The sequence below is a fragment of the Acidisphaera sp. S103 genome, assembly GCF_009765975.1.
In the GTDB taxonomy this organism is placed as follows: Bacteria; Pseudomonadota; Alphaproteobacteria; order Acetobacterales; family Acetobacteraceae; genus Rhodopila.
Genome location: NZ_LMUJ01000092.1, coordinates 16,741 through 41,264 on the forward strand (window position 1 = coordinate 16,741; position 24,524 = coordinate 41,264).

General features: G+C 63.4%; 16 protein-coding genes and 1 pseudogene. 8 read left to right on the top strand and 9 right to left on the bottom strand.

Annotation, left to right across the window (positions count from 1 at the left end; genetic code table 11):
* Positions 1-96 precede the first annotated feature (96 nt).
* A pseudogene (locus GSQ89_RS29785) lies at positions 97-848 on the bottom strand (IS5 family transposase).
* 207 nt (positions 849-1,055) lie between these two features.
* Positions 1,056-2,213 carry an epoxide hydrolase family protein gene (locus GSQ89_RS29790; protein WP_158931747.1) on the bottom strand — a complete coding sequence of 386 codons (1,158 nt, stop codon included), beginning with the start codon at positions 2,211-2,213 and terminating at the stop codon, positions 1,056-1,058.
* 114 nt (positions 2,214-2,327) lie between these two features.
* Here GSQ89_RS29790 and GSQ89_RS29795 point away from each other — a divergent pair, with 114 nt between their 5' ends.
* On the top strand, positions 2,328-4,031 hold the full coding sequence (locus GSQ89_RS29795; RefSeq protein ID WP_158931748.1) for a tetratricopeptide repeat protein: 1,704 nt from the start codon (positions 2,328-2,330) through the stop codon (positions 4,029-4,031).
* 7 nt (positions 4,032-4,038) lie between these two features.
* Here the strand turns inward: GSQ89_RS29795 and GSQ89_RS29800 are convergent, their stop codons facing one another.
* Positions 4,039-4,410: a nuclear transport factor 2 family protein gene (locus GSQ89_RS29800; RefSeq protein ID WP_158931749.1), complete on the bottom strand. Its 372-nt coding sequence runs from the start codon at positions 4,408-4,410 to the stop codon at positions 4,039-4,041.
* A gap of 398 nt (positions 4,411-4,808) precedes the next feature.
* On the opposite strand from GSQ89_RS29800, the gene GSQ89_RS29805 reads away from it, so the two are divergent.
* Together GSQ89_RS29805 and GSQ89_RS29810 are read left to right on the top strand one after the other, a co-directional pair.
* Positions 4,809-6,128 (top strand): MFS transporter, encoded by a 1,320-nt coding sequence (locus tag GSQ89_RS29805; RefSeq protein WP_158931750.1) that lies wholly within the window; start codon positions 4,809-4,811, stop codon positions 6,126-6,128.
* A gap of 44 nt (positions 6,129-6,172) precedes the next feature.
* Positions 6,173-6,763, top strand: coding sequence for a carbonic anhydrase (locus tag GSQ89_RS29810; RefSeq protein WP_158931751.1), 591 nt, complete (start codon positions 6,173-6,175; stop codon positions 6,761-6,763).
* A 51-nt stretch (positions 6,764-6,814) separates the two neighbouring features.
* On the opposite strand, the gene GSQ89_RS29815 is transcribed toward GSQ89_RS29810, so the two are convergent.
* From GSQ89_RS29815 to GSQ89_RS40345, 3 genes are all read right to left on the bottom strand, one after another.
* The gene (locus GSQ89_RS29815; protein ID WP_158931752.1) at positions 6,815-7,408 is read right to left on the bottom strand and encodes a hypothetical protein; all 594 of its coding nucleotides are present in this window, start codon (positions 7,406-7,408) and stop codon (positions 6,815-6,817) included.
* 110 nt (positions 7,409-7,518) lie between these two features.
* Positions 7,519-10,965 (bottom strand): transcription-repair coupling factor, encoded by a 3,447-nt coding sequence (mfd, locus tag GSQ89_RS29820; RefSeq protein WP_158931753.1) that lies wholly within the window; start codon positions 10,963-10,965, stop codon positions 7,519-7,521.
* Positions 10,962-11,144 carry a succinate dehydrogenase assembly factor 2 gene (locus tag GSQ89_RS40345; protein ID WP_371734314.1) on the bottom strand — a complete coding sequence of 61 codons (183 nt, stop codon included), beginning with the start codon at positions 11,142-11,144 and terminating at the stop codon, positions 10,962-10,964. Before GSQ89_RS40345 ends, mfd begins: the two co-directional genes overlap by 4 nt.
* A 157-nt stretch (positions 11,145-11,301) precedes the next feature.
* Between GSQ89_RS40345 and recG the strand changes: the two genes are divergently transcribed.
* Positions 11,302-13,359: an ATP-dependent DNA helicase RecG gene (recG, locus tag GSQ89_RS29830; RefSeq protein WP_158931755.1), complete on the top strand. Its 2,058-nt coding sequence runs from the start codon at positions 11,302-11,304 to the stop codon at positions 13,357-13,359.
* Between the two features lie 105 nt (positions 13,360-13,464).
* Positions 13,465-16,836 (top strand): DEAD/DEAH box helicase, encoded by a 3,372-nt coding sequence (locus GSQ89_RS29835; protein ID WP_216856477.1) that lies wholly within the window; start codon positions 13,465-13,467, stop codon positions 16,834-16,836.
* Between the two features lie 509 nt (positions 16,837-17,345).
* Here GSQ89_RS29835 and GSQ89_RS29840 read toward each other — a convergent pair.
* The gene (locus GSQ89_RS29840) at positions 17,346-17,828 is read right to left on the bottom strand and encodes a glycosyltransferase family A protein (protein ID WP_158931757.1); all 483 of its coding nucleotides are present in this window, start codon (positions 17,826-17,828) and stop codon (positions 17,346-17,348) included.
* A 188-nt stretch (positions 17,829-18,016) separates the two neighbouring features.
* Between GSQ89_RS29840 and GSQ89_RS29845 the strand changes: the two genes are divergently transcribed.
* The 3 genes from GSQ89_RS29845 to GSQ89_RS29855 are packed head-to-tail and all read left to right on the top strand — an operon-like array spanning position 18,017 to position 21,615.
* Positions 18,017-19,372 (top strand): NtaA/DmoA family FMN-dependent monooxygenase, encoded by a 1,356-nt coding sequence (locus tag GSQ89_RS29845; protein ID WP_216856478.1) that lies wholly within the window; start codon positions 18,017-18,019, stop codon positions 19,370-19,372.
* Between the two features lie 59 nt (positions 19,373-19,431).
* On the top strand, positions 19,432-20,508 hold the full coding sequence (locus tag GSQ89_RS29850; protein WP_158931758.1) for a putative zinc-binding metallopeptidase: 1,077 nt from the start codon (positions 19,432-19,434) through the stop codon (positions 20,506-20,508).
* A 27-nt stretch (positions 20,509-20,535) separates the two neighbouring features.
* Positions 20,536-21,615, top strand: coding sequence for an NAD-dependent epimerase/dehydratase family protein (locus tag GSQ89_RS29855; protein WP_158931759.1), 1,080 nt, complete (start codon positions 20,536-20,538; stop codon positions 21,613-21,615).
* Between the two features lie 247 nt (positions 21,616-21,862).
* Here GSQ89_RS29855 and GSQ89_RS29860 read toward each other — a convergent pair whose 3' ends face one another.
* Together GSQ89_RS29860 and GSQ89_RS29865 are read right to left on the bottom strand one after the other, a co-directional pair.
* Positions 21,863-22,648: a fumarylacetoacetate hydrolase family protein gene (locus tag GSQ89_RS29860; protein WP_158931760.1), complete on the bottom strand. Its 786-nt coding sequence runs from the start codon at positions 22,646-22,648 to the stop codon at positions 21,863-21,865.
* A 10-nt stretch (positions 22,649-22,658) separates the two neighbouring features.
* Positions 22,659-24,338 (bottom strand): AMP-binding protein, encoded by a 1,680-nt coding sequence (locus GSQ89_RS29865; RefSeq protein ID WP_158931761.1) that lies wholly within the window; start codon positions 24,336-24,338, stop codon positions 22,659-22,661.
* Positions 24,339-24,524: the final 186 nt, after the last annotated feature.

Here is a 24,524-nt window from a genome sequence, read left to right on the forward strand (position 1 = left end):
TGCTATTGTTGCTTTTGTTGCACTGCGTTACATGGATGCCCCGGAGCAGTGGCGCCCCGGGGCCGATCGGTATTGGGGGTTAGGCTCCGGACTCAATTAAATCCACCACCTGAAGAGCAGGGCGAGTGTGACGGTGGCGCGAAAGTTTCTGGCGAGTTTGTCGTATCGGGTTGCGACGCGGCGCCAATCTTTCAAGTGCGAGAAGGCGCGCTCGATCACGTTGCGGCCCTTGTAGGCAGCCTTGTCGAACGGTGGGATGTTCTTGCGGGTCGGATTGGGCTTGATGACCGGGGTGCTGCCCCGTGCAATCAGGAATTCGCGAAACTTATCACTGTCGTAGGCGGTGTCGGCCAGCACTTGCGCGGCTTTCGGCAGCTTGTCGATCAGGCCCGCAGCCGATCGAACATCGCCCATCTGCCCCGGGGAGAGATCGAAGGCAATCAGGCGGCCGGTAGCGTTGGCAACGGCATGGATCTTGGTCGTCCGCCCGCCGCGGCTGCGTCCGATCGCCTGCTCTTGGCCCCCCCTTTTCCCCCTGCGGCACAGCGATGTGCCTTGGAGGTGGTGCTGTCGATGCTCTGCGATCCGATCGATCCCGGATCAACCAGCGCGGTCAGCATCGTTTGCCAGATGCCGGCCTTCGACCATCGGTTGAACCGATTGTAGATCGTGGTGTGCGGACCATACACTTCTGGACAGTCGCGCCAACGGCAGCCGACCTTCAAAACGTGGACGATGCCACTGATAACTTCCCGGTTGCGCTGCGGTTTCACGCCGCGCCGGTTCATCGGAATGAGCGGTTCCAACGCCGCCCATTGCCGGTCGCTCATCCAGAATTCGTTGGCCATCGGCCTGCTCCCATCAGCTAAGGAGCTTGAATCCCACCCGCCCGAGCCGGGGCAAGAAAATAATTGGGTTCCGAGCCTAGGGTGGGTGGCCAGGAGGGGGCGACGCAGTCCGTCGCAACCGACACGGTCGCCCCCTCCTGGCCACCCACCCTAAATGAATGGGATCAAAGGGCCGCGGCCCTTTGCGGGTTCGGGCAGAGCCCGACCTTACTTCCTCAGACCTCTGAAAAACGCGCGTATCTCCGCGGCGAGAGCCTCCGGCTGCTCCATCGCGGCGAAGTGGCCGCCTTTGGGCATTGGGGTCCAGCGCTGGATATTGGTGTACGTCTGACTGGCGATTGACCGTGGCGGCCGGATAATTTCCTTCGGGAAGGCACAGTAGCCCATCGGCACATCGACCGTCCCGCCGGCGGGAATCGGCCACGGGCCGTGCATACGAGCATAGTACGGCCAGAACGACGACCCGATCGCCCCGGTGAACCAGTAGAGCGACACATTCGCCAGCAGATGATCGCGGCTGATGACGGACTCGGGGTCACCGTCGCAATCGGTCCAGGTACGGAACTTCTCCGCGATCCAGGCAGCCAGCCCGGCCGGTGAATCCGTCAGCCCGTAGGCCAGGGTTTGCGGCTTGGTGCCCTGGATCCACTGGTAGCCGGTTTCCTCCTTCAGCCACGCGGCGAGTTCAGCGAAATACCGCCGTTCCTCCTCGCTCGGGTTGGCCGGAGGCGCCCGATCGCGCGGGATGGTCAGCAGGTTGATATGGATGCCGATCAGGTTTTCGGCGTGCGAATGTCCCAACCGCGACGCGGTGAAGGCGCCGTAATCGCCACCCTGCGCCGCGTAGCGCGTGTAGCCGAGGACATCGGTCATCAATGACGCGAAACAGGCAGCGATATCCTCGATGTTGAACCGTTTCTGCCCGGGCTTGAACGACAAGCCGTAACCAGGCAGCGATGGCGCGATGACGGTGAACGCATCGGCCGGATCGCCACCGAAACGGGCGGGGTCGGTCAGCCGCGGGATGATGTCGACGAACTCGAACACCGACCCGGGCCAGCCGTGCATCAGCAGCAGCGGCGTGGGCGAAGGCCCCTTCCCCGGCACATGCAGATAGTGCAGATCGACGTCCGGCATGGCGACCTTGAACTGCGGGAATGCGTTCAAGATGGCTTCCTGGGCACGCCAGTCGAACTGGTCTTTCCAGTATGGCACCAGCGTTTTCATGTAGCCGAGATCGGTACCGTACGCCCAGGGCGCGTCGGGCGCCTGATCGGGAAAGCGGGTCAGAGCGAGGCGCGCCTTGAGGTCGGCGATGGCCTCATCCGGAATCGCCAGGGTGAAGGGCGTTTGGTTTCGCGCCATGACCAACCTCCTCTCGGTGAGCATTCGCTTCCACCTTGCGCCCGCGGCCATCGAGGTCAAGTCCGGCCTTGACCCGGCCGTTGCGACCCGCGGTGGGAGGTTGTTGTATAGGGCATGTCGATCGAAACAGTTCTCACCGAAGCGAGAACGCTGGCGGCGGCTGGTCAATTGCCGGCGGCGGTGGCGATGCTGCAAACCGCTCTGCCGCGATATCCGGAGCATGCCGGGATCGCCTTGTTGTTCGCCGACCTCCTGCAGGCCGACGGTCAGTTACAAGCGGCCGTCGCGGCTTATAGAGTCGCCTTGCGGATTGGGCCGGAGTCCGCCGACGGCTGGTTCGGGGCGGGGTGTGCGCATCTCGCGCTGAACGCCTCCGGCGTGGCGGCTGCGTGCTTCGGTCGTGCGGTGGCCCTGATGCCCCGGTCGGGGCCCGCCCACTACAACCTGGGGAAATCGCTGTTTAACCTGGGCCGCATCGAATCCGCGGTTTCCTCGTTCGCCCGGGCGGAACCCCTGGACTCGCAAGTCACCGATATGGCGCAAGCAAGTATTGCCTGCATCATCCCGGGCGATCCTCGGGCTGATCACCTAACCGTCCTGCAGGCCCGCCGCCGCTGGGCTGGCAACACGGCGCTCGGTCTGGTGCCACTGAACGCATGTCCTGTCCCCTCGACACAACGCAAGCTCCGCGTCGGCTATCTTTCGGCCTTCTTCGGCGCCGCCAACTGGATGAAGCCAGTCTTTGCGCTGATTAACCGGCACGACCGTACAATCTTCGAAATCTATATGCTGTCGGACGGTGAGCCACCTTCGGCCGCGAGTGGCTATCGCGACCATGACCTGGATTACATCTGCGATCTGCGTGGCGTAACGAACGAAAGGGCAGCCGGCATCATCGCCGATCTCGGCATTGACGTTCTGGTCGATTTGAACGGATACAGTTTCCAACAGCGCCTGGGTCTGCTGATGCATCGGCCGGCGCCGCACATTGTTGGCTGGTTCAACATGTTTGCCACCACCGGCGTGGCTGCCGTCGACTGGCTGGTCGGCGATGGCCATGTGATCCGTCGCGATGAAGAACCGTTCTACGTGGAACGCATTCATCGCCTGCCGGGCACATATCTGGCCTTCGAGATCCTTTATGACGTACCCGACGTGGCGCCGCCGCCCTGTCTGGCAGCGGGCCAGATCACATTCGGTACACTCGGCTCCCACTACAAGCTGACGGATGCGGTCGTGTCGGCCTGGGCGCGCATTCTCCTGGCCGCGCCCCAAACGAAGCTCTTCATCAAGAATGCCACGCTGGAGGACGAATCCGTCCGCAACGACCTGTTGCAGCGCTTCCACCAACTTGGCGTTTCCGAGCGGCGGATGACCCTTGAGGGACGCAGTTCGCATTTCGCGTTTCTAGATGCCTACCGGCATATCGACATCGCCCTGGATACTTTTCCATACAACGGCGGCACCACAACGACCGAGGCGCTGTGGCAGGGCGTACCGATGTTGACGTTCGATGGCGACCGGTGGGCGTCCCGGACCAGCGCATCGCTTCTTCTGGCGGCGGGATTGCGGGACTGGGTGCTGCCCGATCTGGCAGGCTACGTGGATCGGGCGATCGCACTTGCGAACGATGTCAGGACGCCGGCCATGCTGCTGGCGTTGCGCAACGACATGCGAGCACGCCTGCGTTCATCGGCGGCTTGCGACGCCGATGATCTGTGCCATGCAATGGAGGACTTCTACCGAACGATCGCGCGAGATTCGCCAAAAATCCATACCGTAGGCGGAATGGCTATCGAATCCGGCCTGGATAGCTGACGATGGGTTAACCCAGGCGTGTACTTTGCCAAGTTACCATCTGCCATTGGCCACCCTTTTCGGCGTAGACATCCGTGAAGCGGACACGGAACGAATTCGTGTTGCCACCGGAATTCACGCTAATGGCTGCCACACCTGTCAGCACGACCGCACTACCCAGGTCCTGTGCGACAACATCGGATGGTTCCACCGACGTATAGACCGTCGCACCGGATTCCATGGCGCCGATCAGGCTCTGCTTGGTGTCCATCCGAGCGGAGGAGTGGGTGTAGATCAGGTCGTCGGAGAGGATTTTGGTCAGCGTAGCAACATCCTTCTTGGCCATCGCGGTCATCCGCTGACGGTCGAGTTCGACGATTTTCTGCGCGTTTCCGGCCATTTTTGAACATCCTTCCTGGGAGTTTCCGAACACCGGAAAGTCTACCCGAGACCGCGAACCCCTGTCGAACCGGGCCGGTGCCTGTTCGAAGCAAACAAGCCATTGGAACCGCGAATGAACGCGAATAACAGGAACCGCACGCCACGGCGCATTCGGAACTGTTTCGAACGATACGATTTCGCTCAAACCACCGAAACCGCCGATCCGCGTTCATCCGCGGTTGCAATTGCTTGCTTCACCCGCCCCCGAGCACCCAGAAGACCAACGCATATCAGGGGGTACGAAATGCCCAATCCAATGCCCCTGATGTGACCCCCTCCGGCATTGTCCGGAAAATCGCCGCCTGTATCATGGCCGGCGCAGCGAAGGCGTGTGAGACCTTCGCCGGAGGACATTCCATGACCAAACCAATCGCCCCGGCCAGCATCCGGCGTCGACAGCGCACCGCGTTGATCATGCTGGTGGTTGCCGGGACGCTGAACTACCTCGACCGCTCGACGCTTTCGATCGCCAACCCGCTGATCCGGCAAGAACTCGGCCTGTCGATCGCCGATATGGGGCTGCTGCTGTCCGCGTTCCTCTGGGCCTATGCCTTCGCGCAGTTGCCGGGCGGTGCGCTGGTCGACCGTGTTGGTCCGCATCGTTTGCTGGCGGGGGGACTCGGGTTGTGGTCGATCGCGCAGGCGGTGGCAGGGTTTGTCACCTCATTCTGGCAGTTTTCCATCGCCCGCGTGTTCCTGGGTCTTGGTGAGGCACCGATGTTTTCCTCGGCTGTCCGGGTGGTGCGCGATTGGTACAATGTGCGGGATCGGGGGCTGCCGACCGGCATATGGAATTGCACGTCGTCACTGGGGCCGGCCATCGCGCCGCCGATCCTGACCGTGCTGATGATCAGCTTCGGCTGGCGTTGGATGTTCGGCATCATGGGCGTGGTCGGCGTGGTCGTCGCCGCCACGTGGTTCCTGGTGTATCGCGACCCGACCGAGGCGCATTTCACCGAGGAAGAACGGCATTACCTGACCGACGGTGAGGAACAGCGGACCTACGCCCCCGTCCGTCTGGCCGAGTGGCTCGGCCTGTTCCGCTTCCGCACCACCTGGGGCCTCGTGCTCGGATTCTTCGGCGTGGTCTACATGGGCTGGCTGTACCTGGCCTGGCTGCCGGGCTATCTGGAGATGCAGCGGCACATGTCGATTCCGAAAACCGGCATCGTCGCGGCGATCCCATTCGCCTTCGGCGTCGTCGGCAGCATCAGCGGCGGCTGGATCGCCGACTGGCTGATGCGCCGGGGCTTTTCCCCCGTGAACAGCCGCAAGGTGCCGGTGATCGTCGGCCTGTTGGGGATGGTGGTCTTCACCGTGGTCGCGGCCGAAACGCCCAGCGACAGCCTGGCGGTGGCGGCGATCTCGGCGGCACTGATGTTCGGTGCTTCAGCCAGCGGCATGTCGTGGGCGCTGGCCTCCGTCGCGGCGCCGGCGAACTGCACCGCCTCATTGGGCGCGATCCAGAATTTCGGCGGCTATCTGGGCGGCGCGCTGGCACCCACCGTCACCGGTTTCATCGTGCAGGCAACCGGCAGTTTCGTGCCGGCGCTGCTGGTCAGCGCCTCGATCGGCCTGGTCTCGGCGCTGATGTATCTGGTGGTCATCCGCGGCGAACCGATCACAACCGCGGAACTGGACGCCGTGGCGGGCTTCACCACCCATCCAACTGCATAGACCCCCCTTGACCGGCACTGGTTGTTCGTCTTTTGGGTGGCCGCATGCTCGATCACCTGAAAGCGAACAACAGTGCCTGGGCCGCGCGCATGGTCGCGGCCGACGCCGGTTTCTTCAAGCGGCTGGAAAACCAGCAAGCACCGGAATATCTGTGGATCGGCTGCGCCGACAGCCGCGTTCCGGCAAATGAGATCGTCGGCCTCGATCCGGGCGAGATGTTCGTCCACCGCAACGTCGCCAACCTGGCACCGCCTCAGGATGCCAACTACCTGTCGGTGCTGCAGTTCGCCGTCGACGTCATCAAGGTGAAGCACGTCATCGTCGTGGGTCACTACGGCTGTGGTGGCATCGCCGCCGCGGTGGACGGCAGGCGGCGCGGCCTGGTGGACCACTGGCTGCATCCGATCCGCGAGGTGTTCACCGACAACCGCGTGGAATTGGAGGCCATAACGGACGAAAAGGCCCGACTGAACCGTCTATGCGAACTGAACGTCATCCGCCAGGTGCGAAACGTTGCGTCCGATGTGTTCGTCCAGGACGCCTGGGCACGCGGCCAGGACCTCAAGGTGCATGGCTGGGTCTACTCACTGAGCAACGGTCTGGTAAACGATCTGAACGTTACCACCGCGGGATAGGCGACCGTCGACTCTGTCCGCGGGCAAAGCGGACAGAGTCGCGGCATATCCTCAGACGCGGATGAAATTGCGATAGCCTTTGGCGAACTCGTAAACCGGTTGGACGCTGACGTGGGAAAGCGCATCTTTCCAGACGCTTTTCATATCGGGTATGAAAAGTTGAATCACGTCGGGGTTTCCCGGATAGTTGCCTCCGGCATCGATCGGAGAGACACCAACGTAGGTCTTGCCGGGTCGAACGGGACGTCCCCTGCCCTCATACGCATCGAGCGGCTTACGCACCACCGCCTGCACAATGCCGTCCGCGTGGTTCCACTCCCACGGGACAGCGAGGAAGGCTCGGGCCATCTGGGACAGGTTCAAACCACGCGATGGGCAGGCCACCATGATTTTCATGAGTTGATCCGTATCCAGCCACCAACCACCACCTTGCTGATTGTCTGGCTTCGCCGTCAGGTCAACGAACCTGTAATAATAAGTTCCGATATACAAGCTGGTACGATTAGGGTTCTCAATCCCGCCATTTCTCTCGACCATCCCGCCACGGGCCGAGAAATATGTGTTCAGTTGGCTCCAATTGAAGCCCTTGGCAAGCAACAGCCAATGCGGCTTTTCAAACGCGGAGGCGTTGGTCGGTACGGCCATGTGAAACTCCGGAAAGCGGTCTCCCGTTCACCACCGTTACCAGACAATTCCGGCCGGCGACATCGTCTTGCATCGCTGCCAACCGCAACGCCATCCCGCTTAGATGCTCGTCATGCCGCCTTCGCCTGGCGCACGATCTGATCCAACGATTTCAGCGTGTCTCGGGCGAATTTCAGCCGCGTGACCACATCCATGTCGCGTGAGATCGCCAGCTTATGGTCGGGCCGCAGCCGCACCATGCCGCCTTTGCTGGATAACCAACGCACCAGCCCGGCGGGGTTGCTGAACGCATTGCCGCGGAACGACAGCACCATGCCTTTTGGACCGGCCTCCAGCTTTTCAACTCCGGCCTCCCGGCAGGCGCGTTTCAGCGCGACGACGCCCAGCAGGTTGTCCACTTCCTTGGGCAACTTGCCGAAACGATCGACCAGTTCGGCGGCCATGGCATCGGATTCCGCGTCGGACGCCAGGGCGCCGATGCGGCGGTACAGGCCGAGGCGGACGGGCAGGTCCTTGACGTAGGCTTCGGGGATCAGGACCGGCAGGCCCAGCGAAATGTTGGGCGTCCAGTCGCGTTCCTGGCCGGCGCGCTTGCCTTCGCCGACCCGGATGTCGGCGACCGCGTCCTCCAGCATCTGCTGATACAACTCGATGCCGACTTCGCGGATGTGGCCGGATTGTTCGTCGCCCAGCAGGTTGCCGGCACCTCGGATGTCGAGGTCGTGCGAGGCCAAGGTGAAGCCGGCACCCAGGGCGTCCAGCGTTTGCATCACGGTCAGTCGTTTCTCGGCCGCGACGGACAAGCGGTGATTGGGCGGCCAGGTCAGGTAGGCGTAGCCACGCTGCTTGCCTCGGCCGACGCGCCCGCGAAGCTGATAAAGCTGCCCCAGCCCGAACATGTCGGCACGATATATGACCAACGTGTTCACCGCCGGCATGTCCAGCCCACTCTCAACGATGTTGGTGGACAGCAGGATGTCGTATTTGCCGTCGCCGAACTCGGTCATGACCCGTTCAAGTTCTGTGGGCGCGAGGCGACCGTGCGCCTGGACTGTGCGGGCTTCCGGCACGATCTCCTTCAACCGGTCGGCCATGCGCTGCATGTCCTCGATCCGGGGCACGACGCAGAAGACCTGTCCGCCACGGAACCGTTCGCGCTGCAACGCCTCGCGGATCACCACCGAATCGAACGGCATGATGAAGGTGCGCACCGCCAGCCGGTCGACCGGCGGCGTGGCGATGATCGACATCTCCCGCACGCCGGTCAGCGCGAGCTGCAAGGTGCGCGGAATCGGCGTCGCGGTCAGCGTCAGAACATGCACGTCGGCTTTCAGCGCCTTCAGCCGCTCTTTGTGAGCCACGCCGAAATGCTGTTCCTCATCGACAATCAGCAGCCCCAGATCGGAGAATTCGATCGACTTGGCCAACAGCGCATGAGTACCGACGACGATGTTGATTTCGCCGCTGGTGATGCCTTTGCGGACGTCATTGGCCTCCTTGGCGGTGACCATCCGCGACAACTGCGCGACCTTGATCGGCAACCCGGCGAACCGAGCGGAAAACGTGCGGTAATGCTGGCGGGCTAGCAGCGTGGTCGGCACCACCACGGCGACCTGGGACCCAGACATCGCGGCGACGAACGCGGCGCGTAGTCCGACCTCGGTTTTGCCGAAGCCAACGTCGCCGCAGATCAGGCGGTCCATCGGCTTGCCGGCGGCGAGGTCCTCCAGCACATCGGCGATGGCGCGCGCCTGATCCTCGGTTTCGGCGAACGGGAAGCGGGAGCAGAATTCGTCCCAGGCCCCCTCGGCCGGCGCCATGGTCTCGGCCTCGCGCATTTTCCGTAATGCCGCGATGCGGATCAGTTCACCCGCCATGTCGCGGATACGCTGCTTCATCTTGGCTTTGCGGTTCTGCCAGCCGACGCCGCCCAACTTGTCGAGCGTGGCACCCTGGTGCTCGCTGCCATAACGAGACAGCACTTCGATGTTCTCGACGGGCAGAAACAGCTTTTCGTCGCCGTCGTAGATCAATCGCAGGCAATCGTGTGGCGCGCCGGTGACGTGCAGCGTGGCCAAGCCGTCGTAGCGACCGATGCCGTATTCCTGATGGACGACAAGGTCGCCCTCGGCGATTTCGGTGGCTTCGGCGATGAACTGATCCGCCCGCTTGCGGCGGCGAGGCGGCCGCGAAATCCGCTCGCCCAGCAGATCCTGCTCGCCCACCAGCGCCAGGCGTTCGGCGACGAAGCCGCGTTCGACGCCCAGAACGACGAGGGAAACCGATCCGGCCGGCTTGCGGCGAATGGTGGCGAAATCGTCTTCCTGGGCGGCGTCCTTGAAGCCGTGCTCGCGCAGCAAATTGGTCAGGCGTTCGCGGGACCCACGGGTCCAGGCGGCGACGACGAGACGGCGGCCCTCGCTTTTCCAGCGTTCGGCCTGGCCGCGCAATTGATCGAAGACGTTGATGCCGGGACCGGAGGCCGATTGGGCGAATACCGGGCCTGGGCGGCCGCCGCCGTCGATGCCGCCCGCGCCATCGGGTTGGGCGAACGGCGTGAAGGCCAGCAGCGGGCCGAACGACAGCATCTCATCCCAGCCGTCGCGGTCCAGATAGAGCATCGCCGGCGGAATCGGGCGGTAGGGCACCTCGCCGTCACGCGGTATAGCTTTGCGGGCCTGCGCGTGGTCGGCGATCATCTCCAGGCGCGCTTCCAGCACCTCATCAGACTGGTGGTCGAGGCTGACGGCGGCGTCGGGCAGATAATCGAGCAGGTTTTCCATCGTCGGATGGAACAGCGGCACCCAGTGCTCCATGCCAGGGTGGCGGCGGCCGTCGGAGATCGACAGGTAAATCGGGTCCTTGGCCGCGTCCTGGCCGAACAGGTCGCGCCAGCCGGTGCGAAAGCGAGCGATCGAGTCCTTGCCGAGGGGGACCTCGGAGACCGGGCGCAGCGACAGGGATTTCCGTTTGCCGGCGCTGCGTTGCGATGACGGGTCGAAGACGCGGATCGACTCGATGGTGTCGCCGAACAAATCGAGCCGCACCGGTTCCGATTCGCCTGATGGGAAAATATCGATGATGCCGCCGCGCATGGCATACTCGCCCGGTTCCATCACCGTCCCGGCTCGGCCGTAGCCATTGGCTTCCAGGTATTCGGCGAGTTTCTCCGGTTTCACCTGGCCGTTGACCGACAGGTCCATGCTGGCGCCGGCAAAGGCGGACCGGGGTGGGACGCGCTGCACCAGGGCGTTGACGGTGGTCAGCACGATGCGCGGGCCGTTGGGTTTTTCCAGCAGGCGCGCCAGTGTGGCGATGCGTTCGGAGACCAGGGCCGGATTCGGCGACACGCGGTCGTAGGGAAGACAGTCCCAGGCGGGGAAGCGCAGGATTTCGGCTTCCGGCATGACGAAGGCCAGTGCCTCCGCCAAACGAGCCATGCGGGCGTCGTCACGGGTGACGTGGACGATGTTTCCCGTGTGCTCGCGGCGGCGTTGCGCCAGAAGAAAGGCGTCCCAGCCTTCCGGCGCGCCCCATACCTTTATGGGATCGCTCATCGTGTCTGGAAATCCCGCATACGGCGGAGCATCGGCGTTTCTTCCTCCGGAGGAATGGGCACGCGACCGGTCAGCCAGTCGGCGAGGTCGGTGTCCGGCATCTCCACCACTGCCTCCAGCGCGTCGAGGTCCGCTTCGGTCAGGCTGGTGAGATTGGCGCGCACGAACCCGCCAATCATCAGGTCGTTTTCGTACGTCCCGCGATGAGTGGACCGGAATAAAAGGCGGCGGCGCCGGAGGTCCGGGGTGGCATAATGCGGAGCGCCCGGCGATAGGTGGTCTGGTTCAGTCATTGGCTCGCTGTCATATAGCGGTGCCCCAGATAGCTGTCAGCCCGTGAACGCCGATCCACTAGCCCCACTTTTCGCGCCCCTGACCAGTCTGCGCGGCATAGGACCCGCCGTCGCAGGCCTGATCGCACGTGCGGCGGGCGGCGATCGGGTGATCGATCTGCTGTTCCACATGCCCGAATCGTATCTGGACCGCACCGCTCGGCCGCTGATCCGTGACGCCAGACCGGGGACGGTGGCGACGCTGGCGGTGGAGGTGGTGCGCCACGAACGGCCGGCGACGTCGCGGCAGCCCTGGCGGATCGTCGTCAAGGACGACACCGGTATCGCCGAACTGGTGTTTTTCAAGTTCACCCGGGAAGCGCAGATGCCGGCCGGCGCCAAATTGCTGGTGTCCGGCAAACTGGACGTGTTCAACGGCCGCCTGACGATTGCGCATCCCGAACATCTGGTACCAGCTGAGCAGGCCGACCGGATTCCGATGATCGAGCCGGTCTGGCCGCTGACGGCGGGCCTGTGGCCCCGGCAGGTTGCCGCGGGGCTGGCTCAGGCCCTGGACCTGGTGCCGATGTTTCCCGAATGGCACGACCCGGCGCTGCTGAAGCGGGAGAAATGGCCGCCATTCCCCGAGGCGATACGCGCCGTGCAGGCACCAGCCAGCGGAGAACCGGACCGCCGCATCCGCGCTCGTTTGGCCTATGACGAGTTGCTGGCGGGTCAGGTCGCGACGGCGCTGATCCGCGGCCGGGTGCGTGCCCGGTCCGGCCAGCCGCTGATCGGCGATTCACGATTGCGTGACGTCGCCATGCGGCGATTTGGATTTCCCCCCACGGCGTCTCAGGAAAAAGCGTTGCGGGAGATCGATGCCGATCTGGCCTCGCCCCGTCGCATGCTGCGGCTGCTGCAAGGCGATGTCGGGTCCGGCAAGACGCTGGTGGCACTGATGGCGATGCTGCGGGCGGTGGAAGCCGGCAAGCAGGCCGCCCTGATGGCGCCGACCGAGGTCCTGGCGAAGCAGCATCACCGGGTTTTATCCGAGCTTTGCCCGGTGCCGGTGGCGCTGCTGACCGGGTCTATCAAAGGCAAGGAACGTGCCCGCATCCTGCGTGGCATCAAGGACGGCTCGCTGGGGATTGTCGTCGGCACCCATGCGCTGTTCCAGGATGCCGTGGAATATCGCGACCTGGCGGTGGCGGTGATCGACGAACAGCACCGCTTCGGCGTCACTCAGCGGCTGACCTTGGGCGCCAAGGGCGAGCGAACTGACGTGCTGATCATGACCGCGACGCCGATCCCCCGGACATTGCTGCTGACCCAGTGGGGCGAGATGGATGTCAGCCGCCTGACAGAAAAGCCCGCTGGACGACTGCCCATTCGGACGACGCTGCATTCGCTGGGCACCATGCCGACGGTGCTGAACGGGATCGCCCGCAAATTGGACGAGGGCGCGCAGGTGTATTGGGTCTGCCCGCTGGTGGCGGAAAGCGAGGCGCTGGATGTGGCCGCGGCACAGGATCGGTTTGTCGCGCTGAAGGGCTTGTTCGGCGATCGCGTCGGGCTGGCGCACGGTCAGCAGACACCGGATGTCCGGGACGCCGCGCTGGCTGGCTTCTCGGCCGGGACGATCCGGCTGCTGGTCGCCACCACGGTGGTGGAGGTCGGGGTCGATGTGCCGGAGGCCTCGGTGATGGTGATCGAGCACGCCGAACGGTTTGGGCTGGCGCAGTTGCATCAGTTGCGGGGGCGGGTGGGGCGTGGCGCGGACGCCAGTTTCTGCCTGCTGCTGCACGAGGACTGGGTGTCCGAGACGGCTCGCCGGCGGCTGACTTTGTTGCGGGACACTGACGACGGTTTTGTCATCGCCGACGAGGATTTCCGACTGCGCGGCGGCGGCGATGCGCTGGGCACGCGGCAGGCGGGACTGCCAGGCTACAAGCTCGCCGACGCGGATGCGCACGAACACCTTCTGCACATGGCCAATCGCGATGCCGCCGTGCTGCTGTCCCGCGATCCGAAACTGGAGACCCCGCGCGGCCTGGCGGTGCGCGTGCTGCTGAGACTGTTTGAGCGCAGTGCGGCGATGCGGACGCTGGCGGCTGGGTAGCGTCGTGGCGCCGTCGTTGTCTCACCGTCATGGCCTGCGTTCGGATTCGGACTGCGCCTCTGGTCACGACTCGAACGTCACACGCATCTTCGGTATATGCATATCGTGCCCATCGCTCCTGACATCGATCCCTCTTTAGCAATACGAGAAGGCGACATCCGGCGGATCTTCCCGCCAGGGACGCTGACGGCTGGCCGTTCCTACGAACAGCGCGGGCGGGTGCAGGACCTGCAGATTGCCGACCGGGGCGCGGTCATCACCGCGACGACCCAGGGCACGCGGCCCGATCCTTATGTGCAGAGCCTGAAGGTCAGCCGGTCCCCCAACAACGGGATCAGGATCGCCGGCGCGTGCTCCTGCCCCACTGGACGCGGCTGCAAGCATTTGGCCGCGGTGTTGATCGCGGCGCAGCGCAAGGAGCTGCTGGTCCCGCGCCATCAGGAGTCGCTGTTTCCGATATCGCCCAAGGCCCCTGCCCCGGCAGCGCTGCCGGCACAGATCCAGACCTGGCTGGCGGATTTCGACCGCGACGATGAGGAACTGACGGAGGATTATCCCGCCGCCCTGCGGACGCGGGTATTCTACGTGCTGGACGCCGCGCCCAACGCGACCGGTGTGCCGCAACTGCGGATCGATCCGATGACGGTCACGCTGCGCAAGGACAACAGCCCCGGCACGATCAAACGCTACGCACCCAACCAGATCCAGACGCCGGCGAAATATATTCGCCCGTCCGACCTGATCATCCTGTCCCGCCTGTCCCGCCGGTCCGGTTATGCGGTCCCGCAAGGCGATGACGATCCGCTGGATACGCTACGCCGCATCCTGGGGACCGGGCGTGCCCGATGGGGAACGGCCGAGGGTCCCGCACTGAAAGAGGGGCCCGAACGGCAAGGCCAGATCACCTGGATCACTCGGCCGGATGCCTCGCAACAGGCGACGCTGGCGCTGGACGAAGGATTGGTTGGAGTCCGCGTTCCCGCGCCCTGGTACGCCGATCCGGCCGCCGGGCTGATGGGACCGGTCGGCCTCGACCTGCCGCAACGGATGGTGACACGGCTGCTGAATGCACCCTCCATTCCGCCCGAAGCCGCCGCCGAGGTGCGAACGCAACTGTCGCGGCGCATGCCGTCGGCGAAAGTGCCGGTGCCGGCGGAATTGCAGCCCCCCGAACAGATTCGGGCACAGATGCAGCCGCATCTGCGGCTGATCAGCGGCACGTTGCCCAGCGACCCCAGCTATGGGCGCGGGTCGGCCAGGGTGATTGGCCGGGGGCTATATGCCGTGCCGCTGGTTCGGCTGTCGTATCAGTACGGATCGATCACCCTGCCGCGCAGCCTGAAGCCGCTGCCGCGAATCACCGTGGTGGACGGCACATTGTACGAGGTCGAGCGTGATCGCGCCGCCGAAGCTCGGGTTCTGGCCGAACTGACCGGGTTGGGGTTCGGATCGGTGCATGAGGTGGTGCCGGTTTACTACCAGCACGCCCACACCGACGATTTCGCGCTGCGGGAGTATGGCCCAAACCCGACCTGGCTGCAGATTGTGACCCAGGAGGTGCCCAGGCTGCGCCGCGCCGGCTGGATTGTCGATATCGATGCGGATTTCCCGGTTCAGGTGCTGTCCGCCGATGCGGAGATCGATGCCGAACTTGTGGAAGGGTCGGGAATCGACTGGCTGGAACTGCATCTGGGCGTGATGGTGGATGGGGAACGGGTCGATCTGGTGCCCGCGCTGGTCCGGCTGATCACACGGCCCGAAGCCGCCGCCCTGGCCGAGGGACCCGATGACAAGCCGTTCGTCCTGACGCTGCTGGACGGACGCCTGCTGTCGCTGCCGATGGCGCGTATCCGGCCGACGTTGCAGGCGCTGCTGGAACTTTGGGCCAGCGGCGGGATTGATGCGGATAGCGAGCGGATCGGGTTTTCCCGGCTGGATGCCGCCGATCTGGCGGGGCTGGAGGAACGCACCGGGCTGGTCTGGCGTGGCGGCGAGGCGCTGCGGGATTTGGGCCGGACGTTGCGGCAATCGGGTGGAATTCCGAAGGCGGTGGTGCCGGATTCGTTCCTGGCGACGTTGCGGCCGTATCAGGGCCAGGGTGTCGATTGGTTGCAGTTCCTGGCCTCGGCGGGGTTGGGTGGCGTGCTGGCCGACGATATGGGCCTGGGCAAGACGGTGCAGACGCTGGCCCACCTGATGATCGACAAAGCCGCCGGGCGGCTGGATCGGCCGTCGCTGATCGTGTGCCCGACCAGTTTGATTCCGAACTGGACGGCCGAAGCGCGTCGTTTCGCACCCGAGTTGTCGGTGCTGGCGCTGCATGGATCCGGCCGGAAGGCCAGTTTTGGAAGCATCCCCAAGCACGACCTGGTGCTGTCCACGTATCCATTGCTGAGTCGCGACCATGAAGTGTTGTTGGCACAAGAATGGCACGCGGTGATCCTGGACGAGGCGCAATCGATCAAAAATCCCAATGCCGAAACGACCCGCCAGGCGTTGCGATTGAAAGCGCGACAGCGGCTGTGCCTGTCGGGGACTCCGTTGCAAAATCATCTGGGGGAGTTGTGGTCGCTGTTCGACTTCCTGGCGCCGGGATTCCTTGGCGGCCAGAAGTCGTTCAAGACGCGCTATAGAACGCCGATCGAAAAACATGGCGACGTGGAGCGGCAGGACCTGCTGAACCGCCGCATCCGCCCGTTCATGCTGCGACGGACGAAAGAAGAAGTCATTACCGAGCTGCCGCCGAAGACCGAAATCGTCGAACCGGTGGAGATGGAAACCAACCAGCGCGCGATCTACGAGGCGATCAGGCTGTCGATGCACGCCAAAGTACAGGCAGCCATTGCCCAAAAAGGTTTGGCTCGGTCTGGCATCATTATCCTGGATGCCTTGCTGAAAATGCGGCAAGCCTGTTGCGATCCCAGATTGTTGAAGTTGAAGACGGTGGCGAAAGCAAAGGCCGGTTCGGCCAAACTGGACCGGCTGATGGAAATGCTGAGCATCATGTTCGCCGAGGGGCGGCGGGTGCTGCTGTTCTCCCAGTTCACCGAGATGCTGGCGTTGATTCAGGCGCGGTTGGAGGACGATGGGGTCTCGTTCGTGAGGCTGACCGGCGATACGAAGGATCGGACAACGCCGGTGAAGAAGTTCCAGGCGGGCGATGTGCCGCTGTTCCTGATCAGCCTGAAGGCCGGGGGCGTCGGATTGAACCTGACCGCCGCCGATACGGTCATTCATTACGATCCGTGGTGGAACCCGGCGGTGGAGGACCAGGCGACCGATCGGGCGCATCGGATCGGGCAGACGAAGAAGGTGTTCGTGCATCGGCTGGTTACGTTGGGAACGATCGAGGAGAAGATGGAGGTACTGAAGGAGAAGAAGCGCGCCATCGTCGCCAGCGTGATGGACACGGAACATGGCGGGGCGTTGACGATGACCGAGGCGGATGTGGAAGAATTGTTCGCCCCGGCTGGATAGGGGCGGTGGCTTGGTGTCACGGAGCCAGACTGGGCGATTCGCTTTTGAAGCCCCCGGCGCCATCTGCCGCGGTAAGGTGCCGGACCAGATGGCCCGGACTTCGCCGAGCCATGACGGGGTGACGTGTCAACGTCAATGGCCGTTCGTATTAGTGGCAATCAAGACGTTCGATCGCCGAACATTCTGGAACGGACGACTAATTTTCCGTCATCGGCGGTCTCGATGACGTTGTATCGATCGGCACGACGCGGTTCGTCAGCGAACCGCGTGAATTGGGATGCGTTGTTCCAATGCGAGATGGCTGACGATGACGATTGCCGGTAAGCCTGTTGCCCGTTATCGGGATACCAGTCGAGGTGCCGGGCCTCGAATGGGTGATAGACACGCAAGCCGTTTTTTAAGCGCCGGAATCTCGATCCATCCCGATGCAGCGCGAATGTGGTGTCGATCGTGGCCCTGATAAACGCGCATTCCCCGAACCGGGTTTGTGTCCATTCAGGCTGTTTATGCTATAATTGCTCAATGTGGCGGTTCATTACGTGATTGAATAGTGGGTAGCTTGGCGGAATATCCTCGATTCGCAGCATGGGACCGACGCAGGCAACATCCGGAAACTGGTCGAGCAGTTCGTTGTAGACTTCCAAAGCTTCTGGGCGGGCGGCCGACAAATCGATATCGCAATCGGTGACGACGTATCGCGAGCGCCTTCCGAACCATCCAAAATAGTTTCTTACAGTACTGTTTACTCGACTGAGGTGCCGAGCGGATTTTATCGCCGGCCGGCGGTGGACCGTAACGCCCTGGGCCTGCAGGTCCGCAAGGACGTCGAGGGTGAACGGGTCGGTGCTGCCGTTATCATGCACGACGATATCGACTGGCATGGTCTGCCGCCTGTACGACGCAATAACCTGGCGCAGGAATGCACCGCGATTGAACGAGATGATGAATATGGGAAGACACCTGGACACCGCGGAGTCCTCTGTTTCCGCCATTCACATCGGGCGGGTGTACTGAGGCCTCATAACGCGGCCGCGGGCTTTCCGTAAAGGGGCCGCTCCCCTGTCGTTCGGTCGCGCGGAGGGCCTACCCACCGGTATGGACATTGCCGCGGTACCGTCCAGACTGGTGCGGCACACGGACAGCGCGGTCCCGGCGGGGCCGAGAGGAAGGAAGCGGAACGATGCGGCAGATGGTGATGGTGGGTTTCCTGCAGGCACAGAACTGCACGACCCTGGCGAGTGCCTGGCGGCATCCGGATGCGCGCAGCGACTTCACCTCCGCTGCGTACTACCAAAAAATCGGCCAGGTGTTGGAGGAAGGGAAGTTTCAGCTCGCGTTTTTTGATGATCGGCTGGCGATGCCGGACATCTACGGCGGCAACCCGGCGGAAGTCGTCGCCAACGGTGTTCGCGTGGTGAAGATCGATCCTGTCGCCACCATGATGGCGATGGGGTTCGGCACGAAATACCTGGGAATCGGCTCCACCGCGTCCACCACCTATTACGAGCCGTTCGATGTCGCTCGGCGGTTCCAAACGGTGGATCACATGCTGGGCGGGCGCGCGGCGTGGAACGTAGTGACGTCTGTCAACGACGGCGAGGCGCACAACATGGGCCGTGACGTCCACATGGAACATGATCTGCGGTACGACCGAGCGGATGAGTTCATGGAGATCGTGCATAGCTGCTGGGACGGATGGGAAGATGGCGCGCTGATCGTCAACAAGACCACTGGCGAGTTCGCCGATCCCTCGAAGGTGCATCGGTTGGAGTATAAGGGAAAGTTCCTGAATTCTTCGGGGACGTTCACCGTGCCTCGGTCGCCGCAGGGCCATCCGGTGGTGATCCAGGCGGGGGCCAGCGCGCGCGGCAAGACGTTCTCGGCGCGCTGGGCGGAAACCGTATTCGTTGCCTATCCGGACTTCGAGGATGGCAAACGTCAATACGCAGATTTCAAGGCTGAAATCGCTCGTTTGGGTCGCGATCCGGACATGACGACTGTCAATACCATCGCCTATCCGGTTGTCGCCGAAACACGGGCCGAGGCCGAGGACAAGATGGCGGTGATCGACTCGCTGTACAAGGAGGTCGATGGCCTGTCGCTGTTGTCCGAAGCGCTGAATTTCGACTTCAAGACTAAGGGCATGGATGAGGCGTTCACCCCGGACGAACTGGCCGGCATGTCCGGCATGCAGGCGATGCGCGACCGGGTGATGCGTCTGAGCGGGCGCGATCCGACGGTGCGGGACTTCCTGGAAATCACCCGTCGCGGCCGCCCGCGGGAGGCGATCGTCGGCAGCGGCAAGGACATGGCGGACCGGCTGGAACAATGGTTCGTCGAACGGGCGTGCGACGGCTTTGTGGTGGCCGGCACCCATATGCCCGGCAGCTTCGAGGATTTCGTGCGCTTCGTGGTGCCGGAATTGCAGCGGCGCGGCCTGTATCGCAAGGACTACACCGGCGCGACGTTGCGGGAGAATTTGGGCCTGCCGGTGCCTGGACGGGGCTCGTGGCACCTGCCTCAAGCGGCGACGTGATGGAACGATCGGCGGATTTCCGCGCTTCATAACCGCTGGCCGGTGGAAAGGAAGCGGGCGTGAAGCTGTTCAAGTGTCAAAGTTGCGGGCATCTGCTGTATTTCGAGAACACGCGCTGCGAATCATGCGGCCATGAACTCGGCTATCTGGCGGAGGCCATGACGATTTCGGCGCTTGAACCGGATGGTGACGTGTTCAAGCCGCTGGCCGCACCGGAACGGGCTGTTCGGCACTGCGACAATGCGCAATACGGTGCCTGCAACTGGATGGTGGATGCCGACGACACCGAGCCTTTGTGCCTGGCATGCCGGTACAACCACACCATTCCCGATCTGTCGGTTCCGCTGAATTTGGAACTCTGGCAGCGGTTGGAATTGGCAAAACACTATCTGTTCTATTCGTTGCGGCGGCTGCGGCTGCCATTGGTGGACCGGACGGACGATCCAGAGCATGGGCTGGCGTTCGATTTCCTGGCGGATACGCCTGATCGGGCGACTCCCAAGGTGATGACCGGGCACGACAACGGGCTGATCACCATTGCCCTGGCCGAAGCTGACGACGCCGAACGTGAACGCCGGCGCACCCAGATGCACGAGCCGTATCGGTCTCTGCTGGGGCATTTCCGACATGAGGTCGGACACTATTTTTGGGATGTGCTGATCCGCGACGGCGGGCGGCTGGAGGATTGCCGCGCGGTGTTCGGCGACGATACCCAGGATTATGCGGCGGCTTTGGAGGCGTATTACCAGGACGGGCCACCGGCGGACTGGCAGGACCACTACATCAGCCGCTATGCCAGCACGCATCCCTGGGAGGACTGGGCGGAAACCTGGGCGCATTACCTGCATATCGTCGATACGCTGGAGATGGCTCGGGCTTTCGGGATCAAGGTGCAGCCGCGTATCTCAGGCGACGAGACGATGACGTCGGTGATCGAACTCGATCCGTATGATACCGCCGACATGGCGGACATCATGGAAGCCTGGCTGCCGCTGACGTTCGCGATGAACAGCCTGAACCGAGCGATGGGGAATCCGGATCTGTACCCGTTTGTGCTGTCGCCGGCGGTGGTGGCCAAGTTGGGGTTCGTGCATGACGTCGTGCGGGGGCAATCGCCTTCCGGTGGGAAGCGGTGATACCTTGGGCGCTGGAGGATGGTGCCGATGACGTCAAAGACGGTGCTGGTGGCGGGGGCGACCGGGCTGGTGGGGTATGCCGCGGTGAAGCACTTTGCCGCGGTGCCGGATACCGAAGTGATCGCGCTGTCGCGGCGTCCGGTTCCTGACGTCGACGTGCGGCACATCGCGTTGGACCTGACCGATGCGGCGGCTTGTCGTGGTGCGGCGGCGGCGCTGCGGGATGTCACTCACCTGGTCTATGCGGCGCTGTTCGAATTGCCCGGGCTGGTCGAGGGCTGGCGCGACGACCGGCAGATCGAGACCAACGACAGGATGCTGCGCAATCTGCTCGATCCGCTGATGGCGGCGGCGCCGGGGCTGCGGCATGTGACGCTGCTGCAGGGGACGAAGGCGTATGGCGTGCATGTCCGCCCGCTGGCGGTGCCGGCGCGCGAAGGCCGCTCCGAGATGCGGGAGCAGCCGAATTTCTACTGGGCGCAGGAGGATTATCTGCGTGCCATCCAAATGGGGCGTGGCTGGCACTTCACGGTTTTGCGCCCGGTTCTGGTCGTCGGTGAGGCGATCGGCGGGGCGATGAACCTGATCCCGGCGCTGGGCGCTCATGCTGCGGTGATGCGGGAACGGGGGCCGATCCTGCCGTATCCGGGCGGCTCGGAGCGGGTCAGCCAGGCTGTGGATGCCGATCTGCTGGCGCGTGCCGTTGCGTGGGCGGGCGAAGCTCCGGCGGCGGCGAATGAGACGTTCAACGTGACCAACGGGGATGTCTTCACCTGGCCGAATATCTGGCCGGCGATCGCCGAGGCGGTGGGCATGCGGCCCGGTTCGGATGAGCCGTTCCTGCTGCAATCGCTGGGACGCGGCGATTGGGACCGGGCGCGCCAGCGTTTCGGGCTGGAGTCCCCTGCCCTGGCGGAGTTCGTCGGCCTGTCGCTGGAATATGCCGATTACCAAATGCGGTATGGTCACACGGAGCCGGGGCCGCCGTCGATCGTTTCAACCGTTAAGATCGTGCAGGCGGGGTTTCGCGAGGTGATGGACACGGAACTGATGTTCCGCAAGTGGTTCAAGGTGTTCCAGCAAAAGCGGCTGCTGCCACCTCCTTGATTTGCTTCACATCCGCTCGGCCGCGGCGTGTCGGAACCGCTGGTGTGGGGGTCGTTTCGTGGGTGATTGGGTCCTTTATCTGGGGCGGGGATGGTTTGTCCTTCCCCCCGTCATGACCGAGTGTGTCCCGGCTATCTTCGCACCGCCGGATGAAGCGCGGATGGCCCGGACACGCCGGGCCATGACGGTGAGAGTGTGCCGACTATGACGGCGACGTAAGACGGAGGGCAATACAAGACATCGTTCGCTACTGCCCCTCCCGCACGACGGGGTTGCTTAGGGTGCCGATGCCGCTGATCTCGACTTCGATACGGTCGCCGTGCTTCATGTTGGCGGTGGCGCCTTCTGTGCCCATCCAGATCATGTCGCCGGGAACCAGCGTCAGGCAGCTTGTCATGGCCACAAGATAGTCGACCACGCCGAAGATCATGTGGTTAGTGGGGAATTCGATCAGTTGCTTGCCGTTCAGGCGGATCTTGGTGACCAGGTCTTCGAGTTTGATATCCGTTTCGATCCACGGGCCCATCGGTTTGAAGGTGTCGGTGTTCTTTGACCGCCACATGGTGCGATCCGCCTTCTGCCAGGTCCGTTCGCTGACATCGTTGCCGATGGTGTAACCCATCACGGCGGAGAGTGCGTTTTCCCGGGTGAGGTTCTTGCATTTGCGGCCGATGACGACGACCAGTTCGCCTTCATACTGAACCTGATCGGTGGCGTTGGCGGGGATGACGATCGTTTCGTCTTGCGCGATCAGCGCGTTGTTGGCGCGATAGCCGATATCGGCCTGCGTCGGCAGGTTGGGTTTCTGGCCGACTTTTTCGGCGACTTCGCGGACGTGTTCGGGGTAGTTCATTCCGGCGGCGTAGAACGTGGGCGGGATGACCGGGACCAGGAGTTTTACGTCCGATAGTTTCAGTTTCTGGCTTGTGCGTTCCCACGCCTCGAACGGCGAGCCGCGGACGGGGATGACGGTATCGCCCTCGATGACGGCATAGGATGGCGACCCGTTTTGATCGAAGCGTGCCCAGCGCATGGTGTTTTCCTCAGTGTGATTGCAGTTCTTCGACCATTGTCGCACGCATCAGGTATTTTTGCATTTTCCCGGTCACGGTCATGGGGAATTCCTCCACGAACCGGACGTAGCGCGGCACCTTGTAGTGGGCGATCTGGTCTTTGCAGAAGGCCTTGACGTCGTCCTCGGTCAGCGAGTGGTTGGGACGCAGCTTGATCCAGGCGCAAAGTTCCTCGCCGAAACGCTGGTCGGGGACGCCGAACACCTGGACGTCGACGATGGCGGGGTGGCGGTAGAGGAATTCCTCGACTTCGCGCGGGTAGATGTTTTCGCCGCCGCGGATCACCAGGTCCTTGATACGGCCGACGATGGCGCAGTAGCCATTTTCATCCATCGTCGCCAGATCGCCCGTGTGCATCCAGCCCGCTCGGTCGATCGCCTCAGCGGTCATGGCGGGTTCGTCCCAGTAGCCCAGCATGACGGGGTAGCCGCGGGTGCAGAATTCGCCGGTGACGCCGCGGGGCACGACGCGGCCGTCGGTGTCGATGATTTTGACCTCCACATGCGGATGCGGCCGGCCGACGGTAGCGACCTGCTGTTCGAGTGAGTCGCCGATGCGGGTCTGGGTGCTGACGGGACTGGTTTCGGTCATGCCGTAGCCGATGGTTATCTCGGTCAGGTGCATGTCGCGGATGCAGCGGCGCATCACCTCCACCGGGCAGGGGGACCCGGCCATCATGCCGGTGCGCAGGCTGGTCAGGTCGTATTGCTTGAAGTCGGGGTGGTCGAGTTCGGCGATGAACATCGTCGGCACGCCATAGAGCGAGGTGCAGCGATATTCGGCAACGGTTTGCAGGGTGGCGAGCGGGTCAAAACCCTCGCCGGGGAAGACGATGGCGGCGCCGTGGGTCATGCAGGCGAGCGAGCCGATGACCATGCCGAAGCAGTGATACATCGGGACAGGGATGCAGACGGCGTCCTGATCGGTGTAGTGCATGACCTCGCCGAGGAAGAAGCCGTTGTTGAGGATGTTGTGGTGGGTCAGCGTGGCGCCCTTCGGCAGGCCGGTGGTGCCCGAGGTGAACTGGATGTTGATGGGGTCGTCGAATTGCAGCTTCGGGGCGAGGTCCTTCAGGTATTGGCGATCGACGTCGCGGCCGTGATGGGCGATTTTGTCGAACGCGAAGGTGCCGGGGGCGTCGCCGCCGATCTGGATGACGGAGCGGAGGGCCGGCAGCTTCGCGGCGTGCAGGTCACCGGGGTGCGATGTCGCGAGTTCCGGCGCCAGGATGTTGATCATGCCGATGTAGTCGCTGGTCTTGAAGTTGGTGGCGGTGACCAGGGCTTTGCAGCCGACTTTGTTGAGGGCGTACTCGACCTCGGTCAGGCGGTAGGCGGGGTTGATGTTGACCAGGATCAGGCCAGCCTTAGCGGTGGCGTATTGGGTGACGATCCACTCGGCGTTGTTGGGTGCCCAGATGCCGACGCGGTCGCCTGGTTGCAGGCCCAGGGCGACGAGGCCGGCGGCGAAGGCGTCGACGTGGGTGGCGAGCTGGGACCAGGTCCAGGCGATGCCTTGCTGGCGGCAGATCAGGCCGGGGCGGTCGGGGTAGCGGGCGACGGTGCGGTCGAAATGGGCCCCGATCGTGTCCCCGATCATTGGTTGGTCGGAGGCGCCATGCATGTAGCTGGGCGCTGGATCGGTGGTCATTGGGCGGCTCCCCGGGACGGTTTGTTTGGGGGGTATCTTGCTTGGTTGGGGGGTGGGTTACAACAGGGGTGGGAGAGTCGGTTTAGGTTCTGGTTTCGACCCGAAGCAGATATTCGCATCGTCCAAGCGGTTGATTTCCTGGTGATTGAGAAGCGTTGCAAAGTCTTTGAGAAATGCGCCAGCCGG

What these genes read in the sequence shown, in the direction of transcription:
- GSQ89_RS29810 (WP_158931751.1), top strand. Translation starts at nt 6,173, where the DNA reads ATGCTCGATCACCTGAAAGCGAACAACAGTGCCTGGGCCGCGCGCATG.
- GSQ89_RS29795 (WP_158931748.1), top strand. Translation starts at nt 2,328, where the DNA reads ATGTCGATCGAAACAGTTCTCACCGAAGCGAGAACGCTGGCGGCGGCT.
- GSQ89_RS29790 (WP_158931747.1), bottom strand. Translation starts at nt 2,213, where the DNA reads ATGGCGCGAAACCAAACGCCCTTCACCCTGGCGATTCCGGATGAGGCC.
- GSQ89_RS29845 (WP_216856478.1), top strand. Translation starts at nt 18,017, where the DNA reads ATGCGGCAGATGGTGATGGTGGGTTTCCTGCAGGCACAGAACTGCACG.
- GSQ89_RS29805 (WP_158931750.1), top strand. Translation starts at nt 4,809, where the DNA reads ATGACCAAACCAATCGCCCCGGCCAGCATCCGGCGTCGACAGCGCACC.
- GSQ89_RS29800 (WP_158931749.1), bottom strand. Translation starts at nt 4,410, where the DNA reads ATGGCCGGAAACGCGCAGAAAATCGTCGAACTCGACCGTCAGCGGATG.
- GSQ89_RS29855 (WP_158931759.1), top strand. Translation starts at nt 20,536, where the DNA reads ATGACGTCAAAGACGGTGCTGGTGGCGGGGGCGACCGGGCTGGTGGGG.
- mfd (WP_158931753.1), bottom strand. Translation starts at nt 10,965, where the DNA reads ATGAGCGATCCCATAAAGGTATGGGGCGCGCCGGAAGGCTGGGACGCC.
- GSQ89_RS29860 (WP_158931760.1), bottom strand. Translation starts at nt 22,648, where the DNA reads ATGCGCTGGGCACGCTTCGATCAAAACGGGTCGCCATCCTATGCCGTC.
- GSQ89_RS40345 (WP_371734314.1), bottom strand. Translation starts at nt 11,144, where the DNA reads ATGATTGGCGGGTTCGTGCGCGCCAATCTCACCAGCCTGACCGAAGCG.
- GSQ89_RS29815 (WP_158931752.1), bottom strand. Translation starts at nt 7,408, where the DNA reads ATGGCCGTACCGACCAACGCCTCCGCGTTTGAAAAGCCGCATTGGCTG.
- GSQ89_RS29865 (WP_158931761.1), bottom strand. Translation starts at nt 24,338, where the DNA reads ATGACCACCGATCCAGCGCCCAGCTACATGCATGGCGCCTCCGACCAA.
- GSQ89_RS29840 (WP_158931757.1), bottom strand. Translation starts at nt 17,828, where the DNA reads ATGGCGGAAACAGAGGACTCCGCGGTGTCCAGGTGTCTTCCCATATTC.